Source organism: Mesorhizobium sp. CC13, assembly GCF_039907765.1.
Taxonomy (GTDB): Bacteria; Pseudomonadota; Alphaproteobacteria; order Rhizobiales; family Rhizobiaceae; genus Aminobacter.
The window spans coordinates 376,952-399,766 of sequence record NZ_JARDJI010000002.1; the positions used below are offsets into that span (position 1 = coordinate 376,952).

Sequence of the window (22,815 nt, forward strand, 5' to 3'; positions counted from 1 at the left end):
CCGCAATATGCAGGCTGCCTCAGCCAGATGGTGCAGCATGCCGCATGATGCAAGCCCGCACCGCAGCGGCGTGACGCGTCGTCTGCGCGACGTCGCGACAGATCGGACGCCATGCCGCGATTGTTTTCCCGTGCGGGGAGGGTTATTCGGCGAGCGACGATTTCCGAACGGCAGGCCCAGCGATCATGACAAGCGCCCAACCCTTTGACGACTTCCGCAACCTGTTCGCGCACATGCCAGAAGGCGACGTGGCGCAGGCGGGCAAGGTGTGGTCGCTGTTTGCCAAGGCCGACAAGCCGCAGGGCTCGCTCGGGCGCATCGAGGACATCGCGGCCTGGCTGGCGCGCTGGAGCGGCCGTGCGCCGCCATCGGTGCTGAAGCCGATGGTGGCGATCTTTGCGGGCAACCATGGCGTTGCGGTGCACGGCGTGTCGCCGCGGGCGATGGAGGCGACGGCGCAGCGTGTCGAATTGTGCGCAGCAGGCGGTGCGGCGATCAACCAGATCTGCGTTGCCAACGATCTCGGCCTCAAGGTCTTCGACCTGGCCCTGCATCTGCCCACGGCCGACATGACGGTCGAGCCGGCGCTCGACGAGCGCGCCTGTGCCGCCACCATGGCCTTCGGCATGGAGGCGATCGCCGGCGGCACCGACCTCTTCTGCATCGGCGATCTCGGCGTCGCCAACACCACCGTTGCAGCAGCCCTCTCGGCCGCCCTGTTTGGCGGCCGAGGCGCGGACTGGGTCGGGCCGGGCTCCGGCGCCGACGCGGCGATGCAGGCCCGCAAGGCGGCAGTCGTCGACCGGGCGCTCGCCTTGCACGGCGACCGCCTCAGGGATCCCTTCGAGGCGCTTCGCCGAGTGGGCGGGCGCGAGTTCGCGGCGATCGCCGGCGCCATCCTTGCAGCGCGCATGGAGAAGATACCGGTGCTGCTCGACGGCTTCGCCACGACGGCGGCGGCGGCAGTGCTTTACGCTTGCGACTCGAGAGCGCTCGACCACTGCATGTTCTCGCATGTCTCGACCGAACCGGGCCACGCCCGCCTGCTCGCCAAGCTCGGAGCCCGGCCGCTGCTCGGCCTCGGGATCGACCATGGCGAGGCGGTGGGCGCAGGGCTTGCCGCCGGCCTTGTCAAGACGGCGGCCCAGATCAGCTCGGGCATGGCGGCGGCCGTACGCTGACGGCAGAAGGACTGCCCTAGGAGCGGGCGGCCAGGCTTCGCGGCAGCGACGTCGGTAGGCCATCGATCACCCTGGCCGGCGGGAAGATCGCGACCGCCTCGGTGCCTTCCCTCAGCTTCGATTTGAGGTCGAACTCGCCGCCGTGCAGGGCAAGCAGCCCCTGCACGATCGGCAGGCCGAGGCCGGTTCCCTGTTCCGCGCTCTTGATGGCGATCGAGCCCTGGCCGAAGGCGGAGAGGACGATCGGTATCTCCTCGGGCGGGATACCGGGTCCATTGTCCTTGACCGAGATGTATTGCCCGCCGCCCGCGGTCCAGCCGACGAGCACCCGTATTTCGCCGCCTGTCGGCGAGAATTTTATCGCGTTCGACAGGAGATTGAGCGTGATCTGGCGGACCGCCCGCTCGTCGCCGAGCAGGCGCGGCAGCGACGCCTCGAAGTCCTGGACGATGCGCAGGTCCTTGTTGCGCGCCTTGAGCTCCATCATGTGGCAGCAATCCTCGACGACCGAGAGCAGGGCGAGCGGCTCCTCGTTGAGCCGGTAGCGGCCGGCCTCGATACGGGAAAGGTCGAGGATTTCATTGATGAGGTCGAGCAGGTGCTGGCCCGAATCGTGGATGTCTCGCGCATACTCGCGATAGGTCGGGCTGTTGATCGGCCCGAGTACCTCGCCTGCCATCACCTCGGAGAAGCCAAGGATCGCGTTGAGCGGCGTGCGCAGTTCATGGCTCATCGTCGCCAGGAAGCGCGACTTTGCGAGATTGGCATCCTCGGCGCGTCGCCTTGCCTCGTCGGACATCGACTTGGCCGTTTCCAGTTCGGCGACGAGCGCGTCCATCTCGGAGCGGAAGGACATCAGCATCAGGGCCGAGCGGTTCATGATGCGGGCCACATAGGCGAAGAAGGGCAGGGCCGCGACGAGCAGGGCCACCATCATGATGCCCAGCGGTTCGGAGAGCTCGACCCCGAAAGCGGCATAGGCGGCAACAGGCAGGGCAAAGGTGGCGACCAGCGCACCGTGCAGCGAAGAGGCCAATATGGCCGTGGCGGCCATGGCGACCAGCAGCGATACGCCCTTGACGATCGTCAGCTGGCCCGGTTCGCAGGCCGGGCAGGTCATGGCCGCCAGATAGGCCCAGGCAAGGCCGGTGATGAAATGGCCGGCGAGGAAGTTGCGGCGCGCGGACACCGGCGAAATCTCTGCCGGTGGGGCGCTGTCGACGCGGCGGGCAAGAATGGCGAGGCCGACATAGCCGGTAATGGCCGCGATCGCCCAGACCAGGATCTCGGCGCCGGCGCCGAATGCGACGGCGGTCGCGGCGAGGACAGCGACCAGGAGCGGAATCGTTGCCGAGTTGGCGACGATCGACCCGGCGTGCTGCTTCAGCAACTCGCGGTCGAAGGCCAGGCCGCCGGGTTGTTGCGAGAGACGATCACGCGTCTTGCGCACGGCACGCGCAACATCGCTGTTGCGGTGGCGTTTCCTGCGGTCCACAATGATCTTGTCCGCCGTGTCCGAGCGTTGCAACGGCATGTGTTAAGTCGATTTTCGCGCGCGCTTACCTTAGTTCTCCACGCTACGTCCGAATGATTAAGGGATTGTTTTCCATATGAGCCGTTCGTGGTCCGGCAGACCGCGGCAGCGGCAATTTCGGCCGCGCAGCCGCTGGCGCAAGCTCGCCGATTATGGCCTGACTGCCGCCATCCTTGCGCTGCTGGCGCTGGTCTCGGCCCGCCTCGACCGCTTCGACATGCGCAACACTGAAGGCGTGGCTATCGTCAATGACGGCGATTCGATCACGCTCGGCGCCGAACGCGTCCGCCTCCGCGGCATAGATGCGCCCGAGTTCGCGCAGGTCTGCAGGAAGGACGGCGAGGAATATGCCTGTGGCAGGCGCGCGCGGGAGGCGCTGTCGAAGCTCATAGCCGGGCGCCGCGTCGCCTGCGCCGGCTGGGAACGCGACAAGTACGACCGGCTGCTCGGCGAATGCAGCGCGGGCGGGATCGATCTCAACCGGGCGCAGGTCCAGGCCGGCTGGGCGGTCGCTTATGGCGACTACCAGGCCGAAGAGCTTGCAGCGCGCCGGGCCGGAAGGGGCATGTGGGCCGGCGAGTTCGACCGGCCGCGCGACTGGCGCGCTACTCATGGCGAAATGACCGACATCGAGCCCGGCACCTATGGCCGCATCCTCAACTGGCTCAGAGAAATCTTTCGATTCTCGTAGCTTGCGACCTATACTTGGCACGTGAAGCAAGGAGGCATCATGAAGCTGTTCGACGGAGGCAAGGCGCCCAATCCGCGGCGCGTGCGCGTGTTCCTCGCAGAAAAGGGCCTCGAAGTGCCGATGGTGCGCGTCGACATGGCCGCCTTCGAGCATAAGCAGGCGGGCATTGCCACGCGCAATCCGCTGCAGCGGCTGCCCGTGCTGGAACTCGACGACGGCACGATCCTCACGGAGTCCGTCGCCATCTGCCGCTACTTCGAGGAGCTTCATCCCGAGCCGGCGCTGTTCGGCCGCGTCGCGCTCGGCAAGGCACTGGTCGAGATGTGGCAGCGGCGGATCGAGCTCAACCTGTTCCTGCCGGTGGGCTTTGCCTTCCGCCATATCCATCCGGCAATGAAGGAGTGGGAGGTGCCGCAGGTGCCTGAATGGGGCGAGGTCAACAAGCCCAAGGTCATCGATTTCCTGGCACTGCTCGACCAGGAACTCGCTGCACGCGAATTCGCGGCCGGCGACCAGTTCTCCATCGCCGACATCACCGGCCTGATCGCCATCGACTTCATGAAACCGGCGCGGATTGCCGTGCCCGAGGAATTTTCCAACGTCCGCCGTTGGCATGCCGCGCTTGCCTCCCGGCCGAGTGCTGCCGCGTGACGATGGCTGCGGACCTCGGCGGGCTGGTTGCCGAGATCAAGGCCTGCCGCATCTGCGTGGAACGACCGTCCGGCAAGCCGTTGCCGCACGAGCCGCGACCGGTGGTCGTGCCCTCGGCCACGGCGCGAATCCTGATAGCCGGGCAGGCGCCCGGCACCAAGGTTCACCTGAGCGGCGCGCCATTCACCGATGCCTCGGGCGACAGGCTGCGCAACTGGCTGGGCGTCACTCCGGAGGAGTTCTACGACCCTTCGAAAGTCGCCATCGTGCCGATGGGCTTCTGTTTCCCGGGACAGGACGCCAAGGGCGGCGACCTGCCGCCGCGACGCGAATGCGCCCCGGCCTGGCGCGCCAAACTGATGGCGGGCATGCCGCAGGTCGATCTGGTGCTGGCGATCGGCCAGTATGCCCAGCACTGGCACATGGGGGCGGCGCGGGCCGGTTCGCTCACCGAGACGGTTGCCGACTGGCGCTCGGCCTGGGCGCGTTCATCCGCGCCGCATGTCCTGCCGCTGCCCCACCCGTCCTGGCGCAACACGGGCTGGATCAAGCGGAATCCGTGGTTCGAAATGGAATTGCTGCCTTTCCTCCGGGCGGAAATCAGGCATCGCATCGGCCAGATCGAACGCAAATAATTACCGCGCATGCGGGGTGCGTGGAGAATTCCTTTCTTGTATGATCTCTTGAATATCAGGATTATGGCGAGCCTTTTCTAACGGAGCCCAAAATGGACCGCCTCGACAGGAAAATTCTTCGCCTCCTCCAGGAGGATGCAACGCTGGCCGTTGCCGACGTCGCCAAGAAAGTCGGGCTGTCCACCACGCCCTGCTGGCGCCGCATCCAGAAACTCGAGGAGGAAGGCGTCATCAAGAGGCGCGTGGCGCTGCTCGAGCCCGAGAAGATCAATGCACGCGTTACCGTCTTCGTGGCGATCCGCACCAATTCGCACAGCCACGAATGGCTGCGCCGCTTCTCCGAGGTGATCCAGGAATTCCCCGAGGTCATCGAGTTCTACCGCATGAGCGGCGACGTCGATTACCTGCTGCGCGTGGTCGTGCCGGATATCGGGGCCTATGACGCCTTCTACAAGCGGCTGATCGCCAAGATCGAGATCCGCGATGTCTCGTCGTCGTTTGCCATGGAGCAGATCAAGTACACGACCGAGCTGCCGCTCGACTACATGATCCTCGACAAGGAGAGCGGGGCGTCGGCCGCGTGATCAGGCCTTCCTGGCTTCAAGCCGTTCGACCTGCTTCGGATCGGTGAGTTCGCGCATGGCGTCCTTGCCGATCCATCTGGCCGTCCTGTCGGGCGAGGCGGCGAGCGCCTCTGCCATCCGCAGCGCCGGGGCGTGCAGCGCAGGCGACCGCTTGCCCACCTGCCTGAGTGCCCAGTTCACCGCCTTCTTGACGAAGTTCCTGTCGTCTCCGGCATGTGCCTCGACCAGATCGAGCCAGCCGACGAAGGTTTCGTCCGGCTCCTTCTTGAGATGCACGGCTGCGGTGGCAATGGTCGAGAAAGCGGCGCGTCGGACGAATTCGCGCTGGTCCGCCGCATAGGCGGGGATGAGCTCGTGGGCGAGCCTCGCTTCGCAGAACAGGTAGGCTGCGTGGTCGACGATCTCCCAGCTGTCGAAGTCGGCGGCCAGCGCATCGGCCCCGGCGCGCGTCAGCCTCGCCGGCTCGTCGGTCGAGATCGCGAGGATGCGCGCCTCGCGGATGCCGGTGGCCCACAGCGCCCGCGCACGCAAGTGATCCTGCTTGAGCGCCTTGGCGATCGGTCTGAGTACGGCGTTGGAAATGCCGAGCGCCCGGTCGTTGGCGATCCCGAAGCGGGCGATGCCGGCGCGGTCCTCCTCGGAGCCGAGCGTGCGCAGATGCGCGACGATCTCGTCCGTGGTCGATGCGGGCGACAGCGACATAGGGGCTCGCGCTACTTCTCGAGCCGGGCGAGAAGCGAGGATGTGTCCCATCGGCCACCGCCCATCGCCTGCACGTCCTTGTAGAACTGGTCGACAAGCGCGGTCACCGGCAGTCTTGCGCCGTTGCGGTCCGCCTCGGCGAGGCAGATGCCGAGGTCCTTGCGCATCCAGTCGATGGCGAAGCCGAAATCGTATTTTCCCGCATTCATCGTCTTGTGGCGGTTCTCCATCTGCCAGGAGCCGGCGGCCCCCTTGGAGATGACGTCGATCACCTTTTCGATGTCCAGCCCGGCCTTCTTGCCGAAGTGGATGCCTTCGGCGAGGCCCTGCACGAGGCCGGCAATGCAGATCTGGTTGATCATCTTGGTGAGCTGGCCGGCGCCCGCCGGTCCCATCAGGCCGACCATTCGGGCAAAGGCCTCGATCACCGGCTTGGCCCGGTCAAAGGCGGCCTGTTCGCCGCCGACCATGACGGTCAGAACGCCGTTTTCGGCGCCGGCCTGGCCCCCGGAGACAGGGGCGTCGAGGAAATGGAAGCCGCGCGCCTCGGCTTCGGCGGCGAGCTCGCGCGCGACCTCGGCGGAGGCCGTGGTGTTGTCGATGAAGACGGAGCCCTTCTCCATCGCATGGAAGGCGCCGTTTTCGCCGATGGTGACGGCGCGCAGGTCGTCGTCATTGCCGACACAGGCGAAGACGAAGTCCTTGCCTCCGGCGGCTTCCGCCGGCGTCGGCGCGTGGCTCCCGCCATGCCGGGCTGCCCACTGCTCGGCCTTCGCGATCGTGCGGTTGTAGACGGTCACGTCGTGCCCGCCCTTGTTCTTGAGATGGCCGGCCATGGGATAGCCCATGACCCCGAGACCCAGGAACGCGACCGATGCCATGCGAGACCCTTTCCAAGCGTGTTCGTCCACCCGGTGGTCTATGCCATGAGGCGGATTCGTCAAGATGACGGGGCTTGGTCCAGGCCTATCGGTGCAGGTGCCGCGTGATGCGTCTTTCGATCCAGTCGATGGCGTGGCGCAGGGTTTCGACCAGGGACAGGTACAACAACGCTGCCCATAGGTAGGTCTGGAAGTCGAAGCTGCGCGAGAAGGCGCGCCGCGTCTCGCCCATCAGGTCGTAGACGGTAATGATGGCGACGATGGCCGAGCCCTTGACCATCAGGATGATCTCGTTGCCGTAGGGCCGCAGCGCCACGATCAGCGCCTGCGGCAGCACGACCTTGTAGAGGGTCTGCAGCTTCGACAACCCCAGCGCGGAGGCTGCCTCCCACTGTCCCTTGCCGACGCTCTCGATGGCGCCGCGCAGGATTTCGGCCTGGTAGGCGGCCGTGTTGAGCGAAAAGGCAAAGATCGCGCAGTACCAGGCCTCGCGGAAAAAACTCCACAACCCGATCGCCTCGAGCTGCGGCCGGAACGAGCCCAGACCGTAATAGATCAGGAAAGTCTGGGCCAGTAGCGGCGTGCCGCGGAAGAAATAGACATAGCCGTAGGAGATAGCCGAAAGAACGCGGTTCTTCGACATCCTGGCGTAGCAGATCGGCAGCGACAGGATGGCGCCGATGGTGATGGAGATCGCCACCAGTCCGAGAGTGACGCCGAGGCCGGACAGATAGGACGGCGCGTATTTGTTGAAAAGCTCGGGGTTCCAGGCTCTGATCAGATAGCCGACCAGACCGAGGCCAAGCAGGATCCAGAGACTCACAAGGGCCCAGCCGAACACGCGCGACCGGGGCCAGCCGCGGGGCGGGGCCGGGGGGCGCTGCACTTTCTGCACGCTTGGGGCCGAGGCGCTCATTTGGCCACCTCGCGCTTGCCGACACGGCGCTCGATGGCGTTGATGCCGAAGGAGGAGATGATGGCGAGAGCCAGGTAGATCAGGCACGAAACGCCGAAGAACAGGAACGCCTGCTTGGTGACGCGGGCGGCGATGCTGGCCTGGCGCACGATGTCCGTCAGGCCAACGGCCGATACGAGCGCGGTATCCTTGAGCAGGATCAGCCAGAGATTGGAAAGTCCGGGCAGGGCGATGCGCACCAGTTGCGGCAGGATCACCAGTCGCATCGTCTGGCGCGGCGACAGGCCGACGGAATAACCGCCCTCATACTGTCCGCGCGGGATGGCCCGGAAGGCGGACAGGAAGACTTCACTGGCGTAGGAGGAAAAGACCACGCCGAGTGCCACCATGCCGGCGATGAAGCTGTTGATCTCGACGGTCGTTTCCGGGCTGACGAGGCGGACGAGCTGCTGGATGCCGATCTGCGCCCCATAGAACACCAGGAACAGCGTCAGAAGCTCGGGCAGGCCGCGGAAGATGGTGGTGTAGATGTTGCCCGCAAGCCGCAGCGACGGCTCCTCGGACCGCTTGGCGAGTGCCACCAGGAAGCCGATCATGAGCCCCAGCGGCAGCGTCACCAGGGCGAGGGAAACGGTGATGAAGACACCGTAGGCAAGGTCGTCACCCCAGCCTTCCGGTCCGAAACTTAGAAGCGCCCAGATGCTCTGCATCGGCCGGCTGTCCCCTTTTGCCTCTGCTTGCCAGAGGCGGCCCGCCTTTCATGGCGGCTCGTTGTTATCTCGATTCCAGCCGGACGGCGGGGATTTGTCCCGCCATCCGGTAAGCTTCAGATGGCCGCGGCTCAGTCGCCGTAGACGTCGAACTTGAAGTACTTGTCGTTGATTTCCTTGTACTTGCCATTGGCGCGGATCGCCGCGATGGCCGCTGTGAACTCGCCGGCCAGCGGATCGCCCTTGCGGACGCCGACGCCGGCGCCGTCACCGTGGATTTCGGGCATGTTCGGAATTGTGCCGACGATCTTGCAGCATGAGCCATCGGCCGTTTCCAACCAAGCGCCCAGGGTCACGGCGTCGTCGCTGACGGCATCGAGGCGGCCGTTGGCCATGTCGAGCTTGTACTCCTCGGCGGTCGGGTACGACTTGACCTCGCTGTCGGTGTAGACCTTCTCGGCATAGTTGAAGTGAATGGTCGACCCCTGCACGCCGATCTTCTTGCCGGCCAGGTCTTCCTTGGTCACGCCCTTGATGTCGCTATCCTTGGCGGCGGCGATAACGGCCGGGGTGTTGATGTACTTCTTCGAAAAGTCGATCTTCTCCTTGCGCTCGGGCGTGATCGACATCTGGGCGATGATGGCGTCGAACTTGCCGGCCTGGAGGGCGGGAATCATGCCGTCCCACTCCTGGGCGACGATCTCGCACTTGACCTTCATTTCGTCGCAGAGGGCATTGGCAATGTCGACGTCGAAGCCGACCAGCTTACCGTCGGAGGTCAGGCTGTTGTAGGGAGGGTATGCGCCCTCGGTGGCGATCTTGATCGTCTTCTCCTGCGCCTGCGCGGCTCCGGCCAGGAGCGCAATTGCCGCCGTGGCGGCCAAGGCGATACGCATCGAAGTTCCCATTTGTTCCTCTCCACTTTCTTCCGGCCGATCCGTGTTCATCCGGTCGGCCAAACGGAAGTTTCCCTCCGCATTGGCGGCGATACTCCCACTGTTTTCGGTTAAAAATCAATCGTGAATCGGGTGTTTCTCGTGAACTGCGCCGGCCTGGAGATTACGCAGCGTCACACCCTTTTCAGGCCGGATCGAGCCTCGATGAAGTCGCCGATGGCGCTGATGTCGTCGATGCGGAAGACCGGGACTTGCTCACCGTCGACGGGGTGATCGGCGGCGATGGCCACGATCGCCGGATCGCTCACCGACAGCGGCGACCGGTCCTTGGCCTCGAGGCGGCGTGCCTCGATCTTCATATGGCCCTCGCGCTTGTAGCCCTCGACGAGGACCAGGTCGCAGGGCGCCAGGCGGGCAAGAACATCATCCAGCGTCGGTTCGTCCTCGCCGCGCAGTTCGTGCATCAGCGCCCAGCGGCGGCCCGAGACGATGGCGACTTCGCTGGCGCCCGCTTGGCGGTGGCGGAAGCTGTCGGTGCCCGCCTTGTCGATGTCGAAGTCGTGGTGCGCATGCTTGACGGTGGAGACCTTCCAGCCGCGGCTGGTCAGTTCCGTGACGAGCCGCTCGGTCAGCGTGGTCTTGCCGGAATTCTTCCAGCCGGTGATTCCGAAGACGCGATGCGCCATCACCTGGCTCCCGCGAGCAGGCGCTCGGCTTCCGCCAGGTCTTCGGGCGTGTTGATGTTGAAGAACGGGTCGAGAGGCGCGATCCCGGGCTCTTCCGATTGAAATTCCACCACGTCCATCCCGGCCTGTTCCATGAAGGTCATCACCCTGCGCGTATTGCCGCTTTCCAGGAACTCCGCAAGCGTGCGCCGCAAAGAGACGGGCCATAGCGCAAAGGTGGGGTGCACACGGCCATTGGAGGCCGCAGCGGCGATGCGGTCGGCCGATCCACCATGTGCAAGCCTTGCGGCGAGATCGCCAGGGAAGAACGGCGTGTCGCCGGCGACGCTCAGCAGATGCGTGCCCGTCGAACGGTTCGCTGCCCATTCCATGCCGGCCAGTATGCCGGCGAGCGGCCCCTGATGGCCGGCTATGGTGTCGGCGATGACGTCAACGCCGAAGTGGGCGAAAGCGGACGGGTCGCCGTTGGTGTTGATGGCCATGGGCGACGCCTGCCGCTGCAGCCGGTCGAGCACACGCGCGATCATCGGCCGCCCGCCGAGGACGAGGAGGGTCTTGTCCGTGCCGCCCATCCGGGTCGATCGCCCGCCAGCGAGAATGAGCCCCGCGATCCGCATCGGCGTCACATCCCGTCCGGAGCCGTGGCCGGGCTGGTGCTCGCGGCGGCGGGCCGGCTTCTGCCGACGACGCGTTCGCGGTAGAGCGAATAGAGGCCCGAGGCGACGATGAGGCTGGCGCCCGCGATCATCGGCAGATCCGGAATGTCCCCGAAAACCACGATGCTCAGCGAGATCGCCCAGATGAGCGCGGTGTAACGGAACGGGGCGATGAAAGACACTTCGCCTTCTCGCATCGCCATGATGACGAACTGATAGCCGAACAGCAGCAGCACGGCAGCGCCGGCAAGGTAGCCAACGACGTCGCCCGACATGGGTGCCCAGCCGCCGAACGGGACGAGCGTCGCAGCACCGGTGAGCGTGACGGCGATCGAGGTCGCGGTCGATACGAAGAGCGACGGCACGTGGCTCGGTATCTGTCGGGTGGCAAGGTCGCGCAGGGCGCAGAAGCCGACAGAAACCAGCGCCAGCAGCGAAAAGACATTGAAGCCCTCGAAGCCCGGCCGCACGATGATCAGCACACCAGTGAAACCGACGGCGATCGCCAGCCAGCGGCGCCAGCCGACGCCTTCGCCGAGGAACAGCGCGGCGCCCATGGTCACAGCCAGGGGCAGTGCCTGCAGGACGGCCGAGATGTTGGCCAGCGGCAGATGCGGCAGGGCACTCAGGAAGCTGAGCGTCGCGAAGATCTCGGCGAAGAGGCGGAGCAACACCATGGGGTGCAGATAGTCGCGCACGCCCTTCAGGGCACCTTGGTGCCAGGCGAGGACCGCGATCAGAGCCGAAGCGAACAGGCCGCGAACCAGCAGGATCTGGCCGATGTTGGCCGACTGCGCCGCGAGCTTGGTCAGCGTGTCGTTGAAGGTGAAGGCGGCCATGGCGATCACCATGAACAGGGCGCCGCGCATGTTGGATGAAAGAGGCAATTCGGCCTTCCACTACTGCTTGCAGATCAAGGCTTACGCACCGCCACGCAAAACAGCAACGGCAAACGCATGGACCAACGCGATCTCAAGGCCCTTCGAGGCTGGACGCGAGGGGCGAGACCAGGGCGTCGTATTTCTTCCTGGCGGAGGCCGGGTACTTGAGCAGAAAGGCGTGGATCACTCCGCCGCGCCCGAGTTCGAGGCGCTGGTAGAAAATCTCGTCGCCGTCGCGGCCGGAGAGAACAACCCAATTGCTGCCGACCTTGCGATAGGTGACGTCGTGCCCCTCCGCGACGAAGTCTGCGAGTTGCCTGGGCGACTGCTCCAGGGCGTTGTTCGAGCCATAGACGGCGAGGCTGGCACCGTCCGGCGCCAGGAAGGTCATGCCGTCGCCATTTTCGGGCGGCTCGGCCTGGCCGGTGAATATCTCGCCCGGGAACGTGACCGACGTGCCGAAGCGCGCGTTGGTGTAGGTGAACGGTTTCGCGATGGCAGGTGAGGCGAGGGCGCAGGCGAGCAGTGCTGCCGAAAGCGACGTTCCAAGACTGCGAGCCATCCGTTCCCCTCCGGGGCAGTCTGTTCGGTGGTGCCGCTCAGCCTCCGGTTACGCTCATGTGACGGGCCACGGCGGGACGCTTCGTGCGACGGTCGATGACGAAGTCGTGGCCCTTGGGCTTGCGGCCGATGGCCTCGTCGATCGCCGTCGACACCAGTTCATTCCCCTCCGAAGCGCGCAGAGGCGTCCGCAAGTCGGCGTCGTCGTCCTGTCCGAGGCACATGTAGAGCGTCCCCGTGCAGGTCAGGCGCACGCGGTTGCAGCTTTCGCAGAAATTGTGCGTCATCGGCGTGATGAAGCCGAGCCTGCCACCGGTCTCCGCGACCTCGACATAGCGCGCGGGGCCGCCGGTCTTGAAGGGAATGTCGTTCAGCGTGAACTGGCGCTCGAGGCTTGCCCTCAAAAGCGACAGCGGCAGGTACTGGTCGGTGCGGTCGCCGTCGATCTCGCCCATCGGCATCGTCTCGATGACGGTCAGGTCCATGCCACGGCCGTGCGCCCAGCGCAGCATCTCCGGGATCTCATGGTCATTGAAGTCCTTGAGCGCCACCGCATTGAGCTTGACGTGCAGGCCGGCCGCCTGCGCCGCGTCGATGCCTTCCATCACCTTGACGAGGTTGCCCCAGCGGGTCACCGCGTGAAACTTTTCCGGGTCGAGCGTATCGAGCGAGACATTGATGCGGCGCACGCCGCATTCGGCCAGTTCGCGGGCGAAGCGGGAGAGCTGCGAGCCGTTGGTGGTCAGCGTCAGCTCTTCCAGGGCGCCGCTGTCGAGATGCCGCGACAGCTGCCGGATCAGGTGCATGATGTTCTTGCGCACCAGCGGTTCACCACCGGTCAGCCGCAGCTTCTTGACGCCCTTCTCGACAAAGACGGTGCACAGGCGATCCAGTTCCTCGAGCGACAGGAGATCCTTCTTGGGCAAGAAGGTCATGTCTTCCGCCATGCAATAGGTGCAGCGGAAATCGCAGCGGTCGGTCACCGACACGCGCAGATAGGTAATCGAGCGACCGAAGGGATCGATCATGCCGGTGTCGTGAATTCCCATCTTGCCTTTGCTCACTCCCTCAGGCGGTTTCCCAGACCGCTGCCTTTCATGTCGTTCAAAAAACCTTACCATTCAAGCCCGAAGGACCCTTACAGGTAACATTTGGCTGGCTGGCGGGGCAATCGATGTCCCGTACCGACCATAATGTTGCATTTCCGGCGGCGGAATGCCCATCATTTTGCGGCCGGTATGGGGCAACTCGTGTCGCCTTCGTCGCATTTGAGGTAGTTCTGCAAGTCCTTGATACGTTGCCGGGTCATGCCATCATGGCATTGCAGCACTGTCATCGGGTAGATGGAGCCTTGAGCGACACCCGAACTCGAAAAGTCGCACTCGGCGTCGCGGAAGCCGACCCAGGCCCTTTGCGCGGCGACGAGCAGCTTGGCCGCGCCCGGATCGTCTTTCAGCCGGCCCTGGATCTGCCTGTACAGCGTGTTGAGTTCGGCATCCGATGCCCTGAAGGCCTTGTCGGCACATTCGTTCATCGTCGCCTGATCGTTTGCATTGGCGCAATTGTCGGCCGCTTGAGCGGCGGTCGCCGCCAGGATCGCCAACCCGGCGATCGGCCAAAGCGTCAACCCTGAAATCCGCATGTCCCGCTCCTCGCTGACGGCCTCTCGCAAGGCCGCGTCGAGGTTAGCAAGATGCGAGCAGGATTCCAGACCAAGCCATTCTGTTTGCCGCTTCCTTCGCGGGCAGTTTCGGCGTAACCGGAGGTGACAAGCAGGGAGCAGATATGTCAGCGCCGAAGGAACTCAGGGTCTCCAAGGATCGCAAGCTGTTGACGGTCACCTTTCCCGATCATGCGCCATTCGAGCTTTCGGCCGAATTGCTGCGCGTGCTTTCGCCCTCCGCCGAGGTGCAGGGGCATTCGCCGGAGCAACGCGTGACGGTGCCGGGCAAGAGGAACGTCGCGATCCTCAAGATCGAGCCGGTGGGCAACTACGCGGTTCGCATCACCTTCGACGATTTCCACGACACCGGCATCTTCACCTGGAACTATCTGCACACGCTCGGCCACGAGAAGGACGCACGCTGGCAGGCCTATCTCGGCGAATTGGCGCAGAAGGGGCTTTCGCGCGACAGGTGACGTCGTCGTAGCTACGTCATGTTGGTGAGGCAGGACGCGACGAAGTGCAGATGCGAGGCGGGACAATGACGGTCATCACCACGGTCGAGGAACTCGAGGCGCTCTATGGCCTTCCCGGCGAGACCTCGCTGGTGAAGGAACTCGACCACATCATCCCGGAATATGCCGCCTTCATCGAGGCATCGCCCTTCGTCGGGCTGGCAACCAGCGGACCGGAGGGGCTCGACTGCTCGCCGCGCGGCGACCTTGCCGGCTTCGTCCGCATCCACGATGTGAAGACGCTGATGATGCCCGACCGGCGCGGCAACAATCGAGCCGATTCGCTCAAGAACATCATCCGCGACCCGCGGGTCGGGTTGCTCTTCCTGGTGCCGGGCTCGGGCACGACCTTGCGCGTCAACGGCCGCGCCCACCTCAGCGTCGCCCCCGACCTCTGCACGTCCTTCGCCGTCGAAGGCAAGCCGGCGCGGTCGGTGATCGTGATCAAGGTCGAGGCGGTCTATTTCCAGTGCGCACGGGCGATCGTCCGCTCCGACCTGTGGAACGCCGAACGGCATGTGGATCCCAATTCGCTGCCGACGCCGGGACAGATCCTGGCCGTCACCAGCGCGGAGAAGATCGACGGGGCAGCCTATGACCGCGACTGGCCGGCGCGCGCCAGCCAGACCATGTGGTAGGCAGAGGCACGGCTGCCCAGAAGGCCGCCGGACTCAACATAAAGTGATTGCCAGCGCGTAACTTTGCCGGTTTTCTGTACGTATACCGGCAAGGTAGCTGGGAATTCAGTTGATGATGCCTTGGACGGACCGCGCCGGAAACCTCTCGCTGCTCAAGACGGCGACCTTCGTCGCCACGCTCGTGCCGGCGCTGCTGCTCGCCTACTATGCCGTGGCCGGGTTTCCGAAGGGTGCGGTGACCAGCAGCCTGCTCGGACCGCGACCGTTCAATGCCGCGATCCTCCACACCGGCGACTGGGCCATCCGCTTTCTCGTCCTGTCGCTGGCCGTGACACCGCTGCGCCGCATCGGACAATGGCCGCGGCTCATCCTCGTTCGGCGGATGCTCGGCGTGGCGGCGCTCGGCTATGCGCTCGGCCATCTGACACTGTATTTCTTCGACCAGAACTGGGACCTGTGGCGCGTCGCCAGCGAAATCGCGCTGCGAATCTACCTGACCATCGGCTTTGTCGCCCTTATTGGCCTTGTCGCGCTGGGGTCGACGTCGACGGACGCGGCGATCCGCAAGCTCGGCGCCAATTGGAACCGTCTGCACAAGATCGTCTACGGCATCGGCATGTTGGCGGCGCTGCACTTCTTCATGCAGTCCAAGGCCGACGTCTACCAGCCGACGTTGATTGCCGGCTTCTTCCTGCTGCTCATGGCTTACAGGCTGGCCCACTGGCGCGGCTTCAGCCTCAATTCCGCGCTCGTCCTTCTGGCGATCGCGATCGGCGCGGCGCTCGCCACGGCCGCGGTCGAAGTCGCCTGGTATGGAATCGCGACCGGCGTGCCGCCTGAGCGGGTGCTTGCGGCAAACCTGCAGTTTTCCTATTCGGTCCGGCCGGCCTGGTGGATACTCGCTGCCGGCGCGGCCGTCGCATTGCTCGGCTACGTACGCGCTCCCGACAAGTCCCAAGTTCAGCGAGGGCGAAGGGCTCCGGCCAAGGCCGCGGCCTGACTAATCCCGCAGAGCCTCTGCCACGCGCTGCATGTGCAATCCGATCAGGTCGCATTGTTCGGGGGTCGAGGCGCTCATCGCCTTCTCGATCAGCGCGCTATAGGACTTCAGCGCCCGTAGCAGCAGCGCCTCGCCATCGTCCGTCAAGATCAGCCGCATGATTCGCCGATCCTTGCCGTCGGCCTCGCGGCGCACGAGTTCGCGCCTTTCGAGCTGCGGCAGGAGCATGGTGATGTTCGAGCGGCCGACCAGCAGCTTACGGGCGAGGTCGTGCTGCGACATGCCGGGATGACGATAGAGATTCATCAGCACGTCGAGTTGGGCCGGCTTCAGGTCGTGCGGCTGCAGCGCCGCACCCAGCGCGCGCTCCATCGAGTGGCATGCCTTTGCCACCGCGACCCAGTTTCGGAACCGTGGATTGTCCCAAGGCAAATCTTGCTTATTGTTCATGATTGAACGAATATATGTTCATGATTGAACGGACGAATGGGCGCTCACTATGGCATCAATCGGGCTGAAGGTCATCCGCCGGATTCTTGCGGCTGCGGAATTGGTCTCGCCGAAGCTCGCCGGCCGCGCGGCGTTCGAACTTTTCCGGCGCACGCCGAGCCCGAAGTCCATGACCGACGGGGAAAGGCGTGCCGTGGAACGTGCGGCCGACTTCATGGCGGAAGCCCGCCATCACCGCATCCGGGCCAGCTACGGTTGCCTTGCCCTGCACGAATTTCGCCCGCGGCAAGGGCCTTCGGCCGGCACGGTGCTGGTCCTCCATGGTTGGCGCTCGCGCACCGAATACATGCGGGCATTGATCGAGGGCCACCGGGATGCCGGCTTCAAGGTGGTGTCGCTCGACCTGCCCGGGCATGGCGGTTCGACTGGCCGCGCCCTCGACATGGCTCGTGCAGTCGAGGCGGCGCATCTGGCGGGTCAGTGGTTCGGGCCGTTCGCCGCGGTCGTCGGCCATTCGTTCGGTGGTGCGGTCGCGGTCAATGCCGCGGCCGGCTCGATCGGGCGCTTCGCGCCGCTCGAAACGAGCCGCCTCGTGCTCATCGCCGCACCGAATTCGATGCCGCGGCTGTTCCGCGAGTTCGGCCGCCATGTCAGCCTCGGGCCGGCGGGCTATCGGGTCCTGGAAGCGCGGGTCGAACGGGTTACGGGAACGCCGCTCCGCGACTTTGAAAATGCAAAGATGCTGGCGCGACTGCCCGTCCCGACGCTCGTCGTCCATGCCCGTGATGACCGCGAGGTACCGGAGGCGGAGGCGCGTGCCATGGCGGGCGCAGGCGACCACGTCAGGATGCTGTGGGCGAATGGCCTCGGGCACCGCCGGATCTTGTCCGACGCATCGGTCGTTCGCGAGACCGTCGGGTTCGTGGCTGCCGAATCCGACCGGGTGCTGGTGCACTAGGCCGGTCAGTTCCTCCCGTCGCCGGGTTCGGTGGGCAGTCCGGCGTCGCGCCAGGCGGTGAAGCCGCCCAGAATGTGCCGCACCGGTTCCAGGCCCATGTACTTGGCCGTCTTGGCGGCAAGTGCCGAGCGCCAGCCGCCGGCGCAGAAGAAGACGAAGTTCCTGCCGCTGGCGAAGAAAGGCTTGTGATACGGGCTTTCCGGGTCGATCCAGAATTCGAGCATGCCGCGCGGGCAGTGGCGCGCCCCGGGGATGCGCCCTTCGCGCTCGACCTCGCGCGGGTCCCGCAGGTCGACGAAGATCGTGTCGTCGTCGTCGAGCAGCGTCGCGGCTTCGCCGGGCGAGACGACCTCGACCACGGCGTTGGCCTCGTCGAGCAGATCCCTGTAGCCCTTCTTCATCTTTCCCTCGCGTCACCCTCTGTGCGGTTCACCTTGGCACGCCAAGTAATGGCACCCGGGGGCCCTGTCTGTCATGGTGGCATCGGCGCGCGGCCACCGCAAACTCTGCCTGCTGTGTGAAACTGTTCGGCAACAGTGATGCGCAAATTTATGAAACATTAACGCTGTCGGTATGAGCTGTCTCAACGAAGCGATATTGTCGCGCCTTACATCGGCCATGCGGCAGCACGAATTCTTCGGGCGGAATTCGCTGATTCCGATACAGTCACGGGCGGGGACGGGTGACCAATGAAAATTTCATTCCTCAAATTGCCGTTGCCACTTGCCGCGGCGCTGGCCGCCAGCGTTGCGCTCGGCGTGCCGGATGCGTCCGCCCAGAATTTGTTCGACATCCTGTTCGGCAACGGCAATCGCGTGCAGCGCCAGCCTCGCGGCGAGTATCCGCCGCCGCCCAGCGCCCTGCCAAAGAGGGCGCCGGCCAAGATCGCCAAGATCAGCGCGCCGTCATACTACACCTACAAGACCGATCCGATGGTGCGGGTGGACTTCTCGAAGCTGGCGGCCGGCGGACAGTCGGTGTCGCTGGAGCCGTCGCTCGCGGGCACTTCCTTCCGTGAGGCCATCCCGAGCCTCGCCGATTCCGATCTCGTTGCAGAGAAGGACATCGCCAAGGCTCTGATCGACTATTATTCGGCCAATCCCGACTTCATCTGGGTCACCGGCTCCACGGCCAACAGCCGTGCCGAGGACACCGTCCGTGTGCTGAGCGATGCCGCGAGCCACGGGCTCCTGCCGGCCGACTATGCCGTGTCGGTTCCGCCCGCGGCCTATGCGCTCGAGAGCACCGCCGACCGGCTGAAGGAACTGATGCGCTTCGAGATGGCGATGTCGGCGCGTGTGCTGCGCTACGTGCACGACGCACAGGGCGGTCGCATCGATCCCAACCGCATCTCGGGCTACCACGATTTCGCGCCCAAGCCGCTCGACATGGCCGGCGTCCTGAAGACGCTGAGCCAAACGGCGGACGTCCGTGCGTTCCTCGACTTGAAGCATCCGCAGAACCCTCAGTACCAGGCACTACGCGTCGAACTCGAGGCGCTGCGGGCCAGCGAGGAAAACGACATCGTCGTCGATCCCAAGCTGCTCTTGAAGCCGGGGGAGGCGAGTGCGGAACTGCCGAAGCTCCTGCAATTGATCGCGCGCAATCTCGACGACGAGATGGGCGGCCAGTTCGGCGAAGCGCTGGCTCGCCTGGCCGGCAGCGAAGTCTACGTGCCAGAGCTCGTGCCGGTGTTTGAGGCGGTGCAGAAGCGGGCAGGGCTCAAGGCCGATGGCGTCGTCGGCCCGCGCACGGTGGCCGTGCTTGCCGGAACGTCGAAGGCCGATCGCCTCGACAAGGTGCTCGTGGCCCTGGAGCAACTGCGCTGGCTGCCGTCCGATCTCGGCAGCACGCGGGTGTTCATCAACCAGCCCGCCTTCACCGCCAGCTACTTCGAAGGCGGTGCTGAAAAGCTCAAGATGAAGACGGTGATCGGCAAGACCACCAACCAGACGAGCTTCTTCCAGGACGAGATCGAGCAGGTCGACTACAACCCCTATTGGGGCGTTCCGCAGTCGATCATCGTCAACGAGATGCTACCGCGCCTGCGCAGCGATCCCGGCTATCTCGACCGTGCCGGCTACGAGGTCACCGATTCGAGCGGCCAGCGCATTCCGTCCTCGGCGATCAACTGGAGCCAGTACGGCGGCAAGGTGCCCTACAGCGTGCGGCAGGCGCCGAGCGAGGCCAATGCGCTCGGCGAACTCAAGATCCTGTTTCCCAACAAGCACGCGATCTACATGCACGACACGCCGCAGAAGGCGCTGTTCGATCGCGACAGCCGCGCCTTCAGCCACGGCTGCATTCGCCTGTCCGACCCGCGCGGGATGGCGGCTGCCGTGCTGGGGACGACGGTCGACCATGTCGCGGCGAAGCTCAAGCAGGGTCACTCGTTCGAAAAGGTCACCCGTAAGATTCCGGTCTACGTGGCCTATTTCACCGCCTGGCCCGAAGCCGACGGCAAGATCGACTATTTCGGCGATGTCTACGAGCGCGATGCGCGGGTGATGGAAGCGTTCGCCAAGACCGAGGCAGCGCGGACGCCGAGCATCTGATCTGGCGCCCGAAGCGGCATACCGGCACTCGGGCTGATCGGGATCATCCCATCCCGGGCACGTCGCCGTGACGATATAGGACGGTTTCCGGGGAGCGATCGTCAGCGGGCGTACCGGTCGAGCCCGCCCAAACGACTACACCGGCGTGGTGGTCCTCGATCATCTTGGCAAACCGCACGGCGGCGTCATGGTTCTGCATTTCCCGGGGCGGAAAAGCCGGCGTGAGGCCGCCTTGTTCGTCGCGATTGAAAGCCATGACGACGGCTGGCTTGGCTGGTTGGGCAGCATCCTGCATGCGCGGCCTCCGTCGGGATGCCTGCGGCCGGTCGGGTGGTGGTGGGTTCGACAAGCGGGAATTCCGACCGCGCTGGCATGATGCGCGCAGCGTCAAGTGTCTGCAAGACTGCCCCGACTGCGACTGCGGAGACGGTGCCGCATGACGCCGTACGGACGTACCGTCGCGGCGCGAGGTTCGACTTGTCTGGCAAAATCTGCGCGAAGAGAATGGTGGGCGATGTAGGGATTGAACCTACGACCCCACCCGTGTGAAGGGTGTGCTCTCCCGCTGAGCTAATCGCCCGTCCTTGGCCCTGGGGCCGAACGTGACGGCGATATAGGGGAGCGGCAGGAGTCGTGTCAAGGCGGCTTTAGCGACTTCCCGCACTGATCAGCTTTTCGGCGAGGCCAAGCGTCAGCTCGTCATAATGCGAGATGACCGCCGAAGGTTCGAATTCGCTGACATGGCGATCGGTGTAGCCGAAATCGACGGCGACGACCGGAATGCCGGCTGCCTTGGCCGTGTCGATGTCGGTGACCGAATCGCCGACCATGACCGCCCGCGATGCGTCGCCGCCGGCCATGGCGATGGTTTCGGTCAGGTGCCTGGGGTCGGGTTTTCGGATGCCGAAGGTTTCGGGCCCGGTGATCGCGGCGAAGCGGTCGGCAAGGCCGAGCCCGCTGATCAGGTTGCGCGCGAGGGTCTCGTACTTGTTGGTGCAGACGGCAAGCAGATAGCCGGCGTTGGCAAAGCGTGCCATCGCCGCGACGACGCCGGGATAGGGCTGCGAGCGGCCGGGAATGTTGAGCGTGTAGTGATCGAGGAAGATATCGTGCATCCGTTCGTTCTCGTCGCCTGCGAGTGGCTTCTGCTGCGCGGCATAGGCCCGTTCGATCATGATCTTGCCGCCCATGCCGACGAAGCGGCGGAAAGCGGCGTCGTCCACCTGTATCAGCCCGCCTGCGACCAGTGCGTGGTTCAGGCTGTCGAGCAGGTCGGGAGCGGTGTCGACAAGGGTTCCGTCGAGGTCGAAAACGATGATCGGTCTGGACATGGGCACGGCTTTCGTCGGTTGTCGTCGCGGCAGGCGATAGCCCCCAGGTGGGTTCGGTGCAAGCCGCGGACTCCATAAAGCCTTTGACCCATCGGGCAAAAATGCTAGGAGCCAGACCGTTATTCGGGAACTTTGCGAACATATCATGGATGCCAAGGCTTTGAAGATCGAGGCGGCGCGTGCCGCCCTTGGTTATGTCGAGAGCGGGATGCGGCTCGGCATCGGCACCGGTTCCACGGCTGAGGAGTTCGTTCGGCTGCTGGCGGAGAAGGTCGCCGGCGGGATGAAGGTGGTCGGCGTGCCGACTTCCGAACGCACGGCAGCATTGTGCCGCGAATTGTCGGTGCCGTTGTCGACGCTCGACGAGACGCCGGAACTCGACCTGACGATCGACGGCGCGGACGAGATCGATCCGGCGCTGTCCCTGGTCAAGGGCGGCGGCGGTGCGCTGCTGCGCGAAAAGATCGTGGCGTCGGCTTCCGCGCGCATGGTCGTCATCGCCGACCAGTCGAAGCTCGTCGACGCGCTCGGACGCTTTCCTCTGCCCATCGAGGTCAACCGGTTCGGCCTCAAGGCCACCGAAATCGCCATCGCCAAGGCCGCTGAAAAGCTCGGCCTCAACGGTCCGCTCACGCTGCGGATGGCGGGTGAAGCGCCCTTCGTGACGGACGGTGGACATTTCATCATCGATGCATCTTTTGGCCGTATTCCGGATACAAGAGCGCTGTCGGATGTGCTGCACGCCATACCCGGCGTCGTGGAACATGGTCTCTTTCTGGGTCTGGCCACCGTTGCCGTCATTGCCGGTGCCGACGGGGTCAGAACCGTCCACCCGGCCCGCTAAACAGGAGTTCTACTCATCATGATTTTGACAAACCGGCTTCGCCGCTTCTCCGTCATGGTGGCGGCTTCGGCATTCATGGCCACGGCATTTTCGGCGCAGGCCCAGGAGATCGCCGCCTCCCACCTCAAGGCCGCGCATGCGGCGATCTCTGCGATCCATGCGACGGATTCCTTCGATTCGATCCTGCCGCAGGCGGCCGCGGCGCTGAAGCAGCAGCTGATCCAGCAGAATCCCGACATGCAGGAACTGATCACCCAGACCGTCGACGAGAAGACGCTTGAGCTCGCCTCGCGCCGCGCCGACCTGGAGAAGGAATCAGCGCTCGCCTATGCGCGTGCGTTCACCGAGCAGGAGCTCACCGAGATCGCCACCTTCTACAATTCGGAAGCCGGCAAGAAGCTGATCGAGAGCGGCCCGATCGCGACCCGGGAGTTGGTCAAGGCCGCCGACATCTGGCAGAACGGCATCGCCCGCGATCTCGCCCAGCAGGTCGGCGAAAAGCTCAAGGCAGTGGCCGGGACCAAGGCTCCGGCGGCCGAGGGCGCGGCTCCGGCGGAAGCGCCGAAGAACTGAACGGCCGCGACCATACGTCACTCGAGACAAGCCCGGCATCCGCCGGGCTTTTCTTTTGGGGCGGCTGCCACTACCTGTGGCGCACCACGCAGCCGCCAGAGGCTTGAGTGCCGGGCGCGATGC

The 22,815-nt window shown here is 65.0% G+C and carries 28 protein-coding genes and 1 tRNA gene; 12 read left to right on the forward strand and 17 right to left on the reverse strand.

Annotation, left to right across the window (positions count from 1 at the left end; all coding sequences use genetic code 11):
* Window positions 1–185 precede the first annotated feature (185 nt).
* Complete coding sequence (locus PV773_RS04875) at window positions 186–1,181, forward strand: nicotinate-nucleotide--dimethylbenzimidazole phosphoribosyltransferase (protein WP_347965254.1); 996 nt, start codon at window positions 186–188, stop codon at window positions 1,179–1,181.
* Window positions 1,182–1,197: 16 nt separating this feature from the next.
* Here the strand turns inward: PV773_RS04875 and PV773_RS04880 are convergent, their stop codons facing one another.
* Entirely contained in the window at window positions 1,198–2,715 is a 1,518-nt protein-coding gene (locus tag PV773_RS04880; RefSeq protein ID WP_347965255.1) for a HAMP domain-containing sensor histidine kinase, read from the reverse strand.
* A gap of 76 nt (window positions 2,716–2,791) precedes the next feature.
* Between PV773_RS04880 and PV773_RS04885 the strand changes: the two genes are divergently transcribed.
* From PV773_RS04885 to PV773_RS04900, 4 genes are all read left to right on the forward strand, one after another.
* Window positions 2,792–3,406: a thermonuclease family protein gene (locus PV773_RS04885; protein ID WP_347965256.1), complete on the forward strand. Its 615-nt coding sequence runs from the start codon at window positions 2,792–2,794 to the stop codon at window positions 3,404–3,406.
* 39 nt (window positions 3,407–3,445) lie between these two features.
* Window positions 3,446–4,057 carry a glutathione S-transferase gene (locus tag PV773_RS04890; RefSeq protein WP_347965257.1) on the forward strand — a complete coding sequence of 204 codons (612 nt, stop codon included), beginning with the start codon at window positions 3,446–3,448 and terminating at the stop codon, window positions 4,055–4,057.
* 2 nt (window positions 4,058–4,059) lie between these two features.
* Window positions 4,060–4,692 (forward strand): uracil-DNA glycosylase family protein, encoded by a 633-nt coding sequence (locus tag PV773_RS04895; RefSeq protein WP_347965430.1) that lies wholly within the window; start codon window positions 4,060–4,062, stop codon window positions 4,690–4,692.
* Window positions 4,693–4,784: 92 nt separating this feature from the next.
* A complete protein-coding gene (locus PV773_RS04900; RefSeq protein ID WP_347965258.1) occupies window positions 4,785–5,276 on the forward strand; it encodes an Lrp/AsnC family transcriptional regulator in 492 nt (163 codons plus the stop codon).
* On the opposite strand, the gene PV773_RS04905 is transcribed toward PV773_RS04900, so the two are convergent.
* The 11 genes from PV773_RS04905 to PV773_RS04955 all read right to left on the reverse strand — a co-directional run bounded on the left by PV773_RS04905 (window position 5,277) and on the right by PV773_RS04955 (window position 13,807).
* Window positions 5,277–5,978 (reverse strand): DNA alkylation repair protein, encoded by a 702-nt coding sequence (locus PV773_RS04905; protein ID WP_347965259.1) that lies wholly within the window; start codon window positions 5,976–5,978, stop codon window positions 5,277–5,279. It abuts the gene before it with no gap.
* Between the two features lie 11 nt (window positions 5,979–5,989).
* On the reverse strand, window positions 5,990–6,859 hold the full coding sequence (locus PV773_RS04910) for an NAD(P)-dependent oxidoreductase (RefSeq protein ID WP_347965260.1): 870 nt from the start codon (window positions 6,857–6,859) through the stop codon (window positions 5,990–5,992).
* 85 nt (window positions 6,860–6,944) lie between these two features.
* Entirely contained in the window at window positions 6,945–7,775 is an 831-nt protein-coding gene (locus PV773_RS04915; RefSeq protein ID WP_347965261.1) for an ABC transporter permease, read from the reverse strand.
* A complete protein-coding gene (locus PV773_RS04920) occupies window positions 7,772–8,485 on the reverse strand; it encodes an ABC transporter permease (RefSeq protein WP_347965262.1) in 714 nt (237 codons plus the stop codon). Before PV773_RS04920 ends, PV773_RS04915 begins: the two co-directional genes overlap by 4 nt.
* A 131-nt stretch (window positions 8,486–8,616) precedes the next feature.
* Window positions 8,617–9,393 carry an ABC transporter substrate-binding protein gene (locus PV773_RS04925; RefSeq protein ID WP_347965263.1) on the reverse strand — a complete coding sequence of 259 codons (777 nt, stop codon included), beginning with the start codon at window positions 9,391–9,393 and terminating at the stop codon, window positions 8,617–8,619.
* A gap of 161 nt (window positions 9,394–9,554) precedes the next feature.
* Window positions 9,555–10,067: a molybdopterin-guanine dinucleotide biosynthesis protein B gene (gene mobB, locus PV773_RS04930; RefSeq protein WP_347965264.1), complete on the reverse strand. Its 513-nt coding sequence runs from the start codon at window positions 10,065–10,067 to the stop codon at window positions 9,555–9,557.
* Window positions 10,067–10,684, reverse strand: a complete 618-nt coding sequence (gene mobA / locus PV773_RS04935) for a molybdenum cofactor guanylyltransferase MobA (RefSeq protein WP_347965265.1) — start codon at window positions 10,682–10,684, stop codon at window positions 10,067–10,069. The genes mobB and mobA overlap by 1 nt, the downstream gene beginning before the upstream one ends.
* A gap of 5 nt (window positions 10,685–10,689) precedes the next feature.
* The gene (locus PV773_RS04940) at window positions 10,690–11,610 is read right to left on the reverse strand and encodes a DMT family transporter (protein ID WP_347965266.1); all 921 of its coding nucleotides are present in this window, start codon (window positions 11,608–11,610) and stop codon (window positions 10,690–10,692) included.
* Between the two features lie 85 nt (window positions 11,611–11,695).
* Window positions 11,696–12,166 carry a hypothetical protein gene (locus PV773_RS04945; RefSeq protein WP_347965267.1) on the reverse strand — a complete coding sequence of 157 codons (471 nt, stop codon included), beginning with the start codon at window positions 12,164–12,166 and terminating at the stop codon, window positions 11,696–11,698.
* Window positions 12,167–12,203: 37 nt separating this feature from the next.
* The gene (gene moaA / locus PV773_RS04950) at window positions 12,204–13,214 is read right to left on the reverse strand and encodes a GTP 3',8-cyclase MoaA (protein WP_347965268.1); all 1,011 of its coding nucleotides are present in this window, start codon (window positions 13,212–13,214) and stop codon (window positions 12,204–12,206) included.
* A 173-nt stretch (window positions 13,215–13,387) separates the two neighbouring features.
* Window positions 13,388–13,807 (reverse strand): lysozyme inhibitor LprI family protein, encoded by a 420-nt coding sequence (locus tag PV773_RS04955; protein ID WP_347965269.1) that lies wholly within the window; start codon window positions 13,805–13,807, stop codon window positions 13,388–13,390.
* A gap of 143 nt (window positions 13,808–13,950) precedes the next feature.
* Here PV773_RS04955 and PV773_RS04960 point away from each other — a divergent pair, with 143 nt between their 5' ends.
* The 3 genes from PV773_RS04960 (at window position 13,951) to PV773_RS04970 (ending at window position 15,981) form a co-directional block, all read left to right on the forward strand.
* The gene (locus PV773_RS04960; protein ID WP_347965270.1) at window positions 13,951–14,304 is read left to right on the forward strand and encodes a DUF971 domain-containing protein; all 354 of its coding nucleotides are present in this window, start codon (window positions 13,951–13,953) and stop codon (window positions 14,302–14,304) included.
* Between the two features lie 65 nt (window positions 14,305–14,369).
* Complete coding sequence (locus PV773_RS04965; protein WP_347965271.1) at window positions 14,370–14,981, forward strand: pyridoxamine 5'-phosphate oxidase family protein; 612 nt, start codon at window positions 14,370–14,372, stop codon at window positions 14,979–14,981.
* A 112-nt stretch (window positions 14,982–15,093) separates the two neighbouring features.
* Window positions 15,094–15,981: a protein-methionine-sulfoxide reductase heme-binding subunit MsrQ gene (locus PV773_RS04970; RefSeq protein ID WP_347965272.1), complete on the forward strand. Its 888-nt coding sequence runs from the start codon at window positions 15,094–15,096 to the stop codon at window positions 15,979–15,981.
* Here PV773_RS04970 and PV773_RS04975 read toward each other — a convergent pair whose 3' ends face one another.
* Window positions 15,982–16,431, reverse strand: a complete 450-nt coding sequence (locus PV773_RS04975; protein ID WP_347965273.1) for a MarR family transcriptional regulator — start codon at window positions 16,429–16,431, stop codon at window positions 15,982–15,984.
* A gap of 49 nt (window positions 16,432–16,480) precedes the next feature.
* Here PV773_RS04975 and PV773_RS04980 point away from each other — a divergent pair, with 49 nt between their 5' ends.
* The gene (locus PV773_RS04980; RefSeq protein WP_347965274.1) at window positions 16,481–17,389 is read left to right on the forward strand and encodes an alpha/beta hydrolase; all 909 of its coding nucleotides are present in this window, start codon (window positions 16,481–16,483) and stop codon (window positions 17,387–17,389) included.
* A 5-nt stretch (window positions 17,390–17,394) separates the two neighbouring features.
* Here PV773_RS04980 and PV773_RS04985 read toward each other — a convergent pair whose 3' ends face one another.
* Window positions 17,395–17,790, reverse strand: a complete 396-nt coding sequence (locus PV773_RS04985; protein ID WP_347965275.1) for a rhodanese-like domain-containing protein — start codon at window positions 17,788–17,790, stop codon at window positions 17,395–17,397.
* A gap of 288 nt (window positions 17,791–18,078) precedes the next feature.
* Between PV773_RS04985 and PV773_RS04990 the strand changes: the two genes are divergently transcribed.
* Complete coding sequence (locus PV773_RS04990; protein ID WP_347965276.1) at window positions 18,079–19,944, forward strand: murein L,D-transpeptidase; 1,866 nt, start codon at window positions 18,079–18,081, stop codon at window positions 19,942–19,944.
* 43 nt (window positions 19,945–19,987) lie between these two features.
* On the opposite strand, the gene PV773_RS04995 is transcribed toward PV773_RS04990, so the two are convergent.
* The 3 genes from PV773_RS04995 to PV773_RS05005 all read right to left on the reverse strand — a co-directional run bounded on the left by PV773_RS04995 (window position 19,988) and on the right by PV773_RS05005 (window position 21,275).
* A complete protein-coding gene (locus PV773_RS04995) occupies window positions 19,988–20,239 on the reverse strand; it encodes a hypothetical protein (protein WP_347965277.1) in 252 nt (83 codons plus the stop codon).
* Between the two features lie 210 nt (window positions 20,240–20,449).
* Window positions 20,450–20,524: transfer RNA gene (locus tag PV773_RS05000), tRNA-Val, on the reverse strand.
* 67 nt (window positions 20,525–20,591) lie between these two features.
* On the reverse strand, window positions 20,592–21,275 hold the full coding sequence (locus tag PV773_RS05005) for a phosphoglycolate phosphatase (RefSeq protein WP_347965278.1): 684 nt from the start codon (window positions 21,273–21,275) through the stop codon (window positions 20,592–20,594).
* Window positions 21,276–21,420: 145 nt separating this feature from the next.
* Between PV773_RS05005 and rpiA the strand changes: the two genes are divergently transcribed.
* A complete protein-coding gene (gene rpiA / locus PV773_RS05010) occupies window positions 21,421–22,119 on the forward strand; it encodes a ribose-5-phosphate isomerase RpiA (protein WP_347965279.1) in 699 nt (232 codons plus the stop codon).
* An 18-nt stretch (window positions 22,120–22,137) separates the two neighbouring features.
* Entirely contained in the window at window positions 22,138–22,692 is a 555-nt protein-coding gene (locus PV773_RS05015; RefSeq protein ID WP_347965280.1) for a DUF2059 domain-containing protein, read from the forward strand.
* Window positions 22,693–22,815 lie beyond the last annotated feature (123 nt).

What these genes read in the sequence shown, in the direction of transcription:
- PV773_RS04875 (WP_347965254.1), top strand. Translation starts at nt 186, where the DNA reads ATGACAAGCGCCCAACCCTTTGACGACTTCCGCAACCTGTTCGCGCAC.
- PV773_RS04880 (WP_347965255.1), bottom strand. Translation starts at nt 2,715, where the DNA reads ATGCCGTTGCAACGCTCGGACACGGCGGACAAGATCATTGTGGACCGC.
- PV773_RS04885 (WP_347965256.1), top strand. Translation starts at nt 2,792, where the DNA reads ATGAGCCGTTCGTGGTCCGGCAGACCGCGGCAGCGGCAATTTCGGCCG.
- PV773_RS04890 (WP_347965257.1), top strand. Translation starts at nt 3,446, where the DNA reads ATGAAGCTGTTCGACGGAGGCAAGGCGCCCAATCCGCGGCGCGTGCGC.
- PV773_RS04895 (WP_347965430.1), top strand. Translation starts at nt 4,060, where the DNA reads ATGGCTGCGGACCTCGGCGGGCTGGTTGCCGAGATCAAGGCCTGCCGC.
- PV773_RS04900 (WP_347965258.1), top strand. Translation starts at nt 4,785, where the DNA reads ATGGACCGCCTCGACAGGAAAATTCTTCGCCTCCTCCAGGAGGATGCA.
- PV773_RS04905 (WP_347965259.1), bottom strand. Translation starts at nt 5,978, where the DNA reads ATGTCGCTGTCGCCCGCATCGACCACGGACGAGATCGTCGCGCATCTG.
- PV773_RS04910 (WP_347965260.1), bottom strand. Translation starts at nt 6,859, where the DNA reads ATGGCATCGGTCGCGTTCCTGGGTCTCGGGGTCATGGGCTATCCCATG.
- PV773_RS04915 (WP_347965261.1), bottom strand. Translation starts at nt 7,775, where the DNA reads ATGAGCGCCTCGGCCCCAAGCGTGCAGAAAGTGCAGCGCCCCCCGGCC.
- PV773_RS04920 (WP_347965262.1), bottom strand. Translation starts at nt 8,485, where the DNA reads ATGCAGAGCATCTGGGCGCTTCTAAGTTTCGGACCGGAAGGCTGGGGT.
- PV773_RS04925 (WP_347965263.1), bottom strand. Translation starts at nt 9,393, where the DNA reads ATGGGAACTTCGATGCGTATCGCCTTGGCCGCCACGGCGGCAATTGCG.
- mobB (WP_347965264.1), bottom strand. Translation starts at nt 10,067, where the DNA reads ATGGCGCATCGCGTCTTCGGAATCACCGGCTGGAAGAATTCCGGCAAG.
- mobA (WP_347965265.1), bottom strand. Translation starts at nt 10,684, where the DNA reads ATGCGGATCGCGGGGCTCATTCTCGCTGGCGGGCGATCGACCCGGATG.
- PV773_RS04945 (WP_347965267.1), bottom strand. Translation starts at nt 12,166, where the DNA reads ATGGCTCGCAGTCTTGGAACGTCGCTTTCGGCAGCACTGCTCGCCTGC.
- moaA (WP_347965268.1), bottom strand. Translation starts at nt 13,214, where the DNA reads ATGGGAATTCACGACACCGGCATGATCGATCCCTTCGGTCGCTCGATT.
- PV773_RS04955 (WP_347965269.1), bottom strand. Translation starts at nt 13,807, where the DNA reads ATGCGGATTTCAGGGTTGACGCTTTGGCCGATCGCCGGGTTGGCGATC.
- PV773_RS04960 (WP_347965270.1), top strand. Translation starts at nt 13,951, where the DNA reads ATGTCAGCGCCGAAGGAACTCAGGGTCTCCAAGGATCGCAAGCTGTTG.
- PV773_RS04965 (WP_347965271.1), top strand. Translation starts at nt 14,370, where the DNA reads ATGACGGTCATCACCACGGTCGAGGAACTCGAGGCGCTCTATGGCCTT.
- PV773_RS04970 (WP_347965272.1), top strand. Translation starts at nt 15,094, where the DNA reads ATGATGCCTTGGACGGACCGCGCCGGAAACCTCTCGCTGCTCAAGACG.
- PV773_RS04975 (WP_347965273.1), bottom strand. Translation starts at nt 16,431, where the DNA reads ATGAACAATAAGCAAGATTTGCCTTGGGACAATCCACGGTTCCGAAAC.
- PV773_RS04980 (WP_347965274.1), top strand. Translation starts at nt 16,481, where the DNA reads ATGGCATCAATCGGGCTGAAGGTCATCCGCCGGATTCTTGCGGCTGCG.
- PV773_RS04985 (WP_347965275.1), bottom strand. Translation starts at nt 17,790, where the DNA reads ATGAAGAAGGGCTACAGGGATCTGCTCGACGAGGCCAACGCCGTGGTC.
- PV773_RS04990 (WP_347965276.1), top strand. Translation starts at nt 18,079, where the DNA reads ATGAAAATTTCATTCCTCAAATTGCCGTTGCCACTTGCCGCGGCGCTG.
- PV773_RS04995 (WP_347965277.1), bottom strand. Translation starts at nt 20,239, where the DNA reads ATGCAGGATGCTGCCCAACCAGCCAAGCCAGCCGTCGTCATGGCTTTC.
- PV773_RS05005 (WP_347965278.1), bottom strand. Translation starts at nt 21,275, where the DNA reads ATGTCCAGACCGATCATCGTTTTCGACCTCGACGGAACCCTTGTCGAC.
- rpiA (WP_347965279.1), top strand. Translation starts at nt 21,421, where the DNA reads ATGGATGCCAAGGCTTTGAAGATCGAGGCGGCGCGTGCCGCCCTTGGT.
- PV773_RS05015 (WP_347965280.1), top strand. Translation starts at nt 22,138, where the DNA reads ATGATTTTGACAAACCGGCTTCGCCGCTTCTCCGTCATGGTGGCGGCT.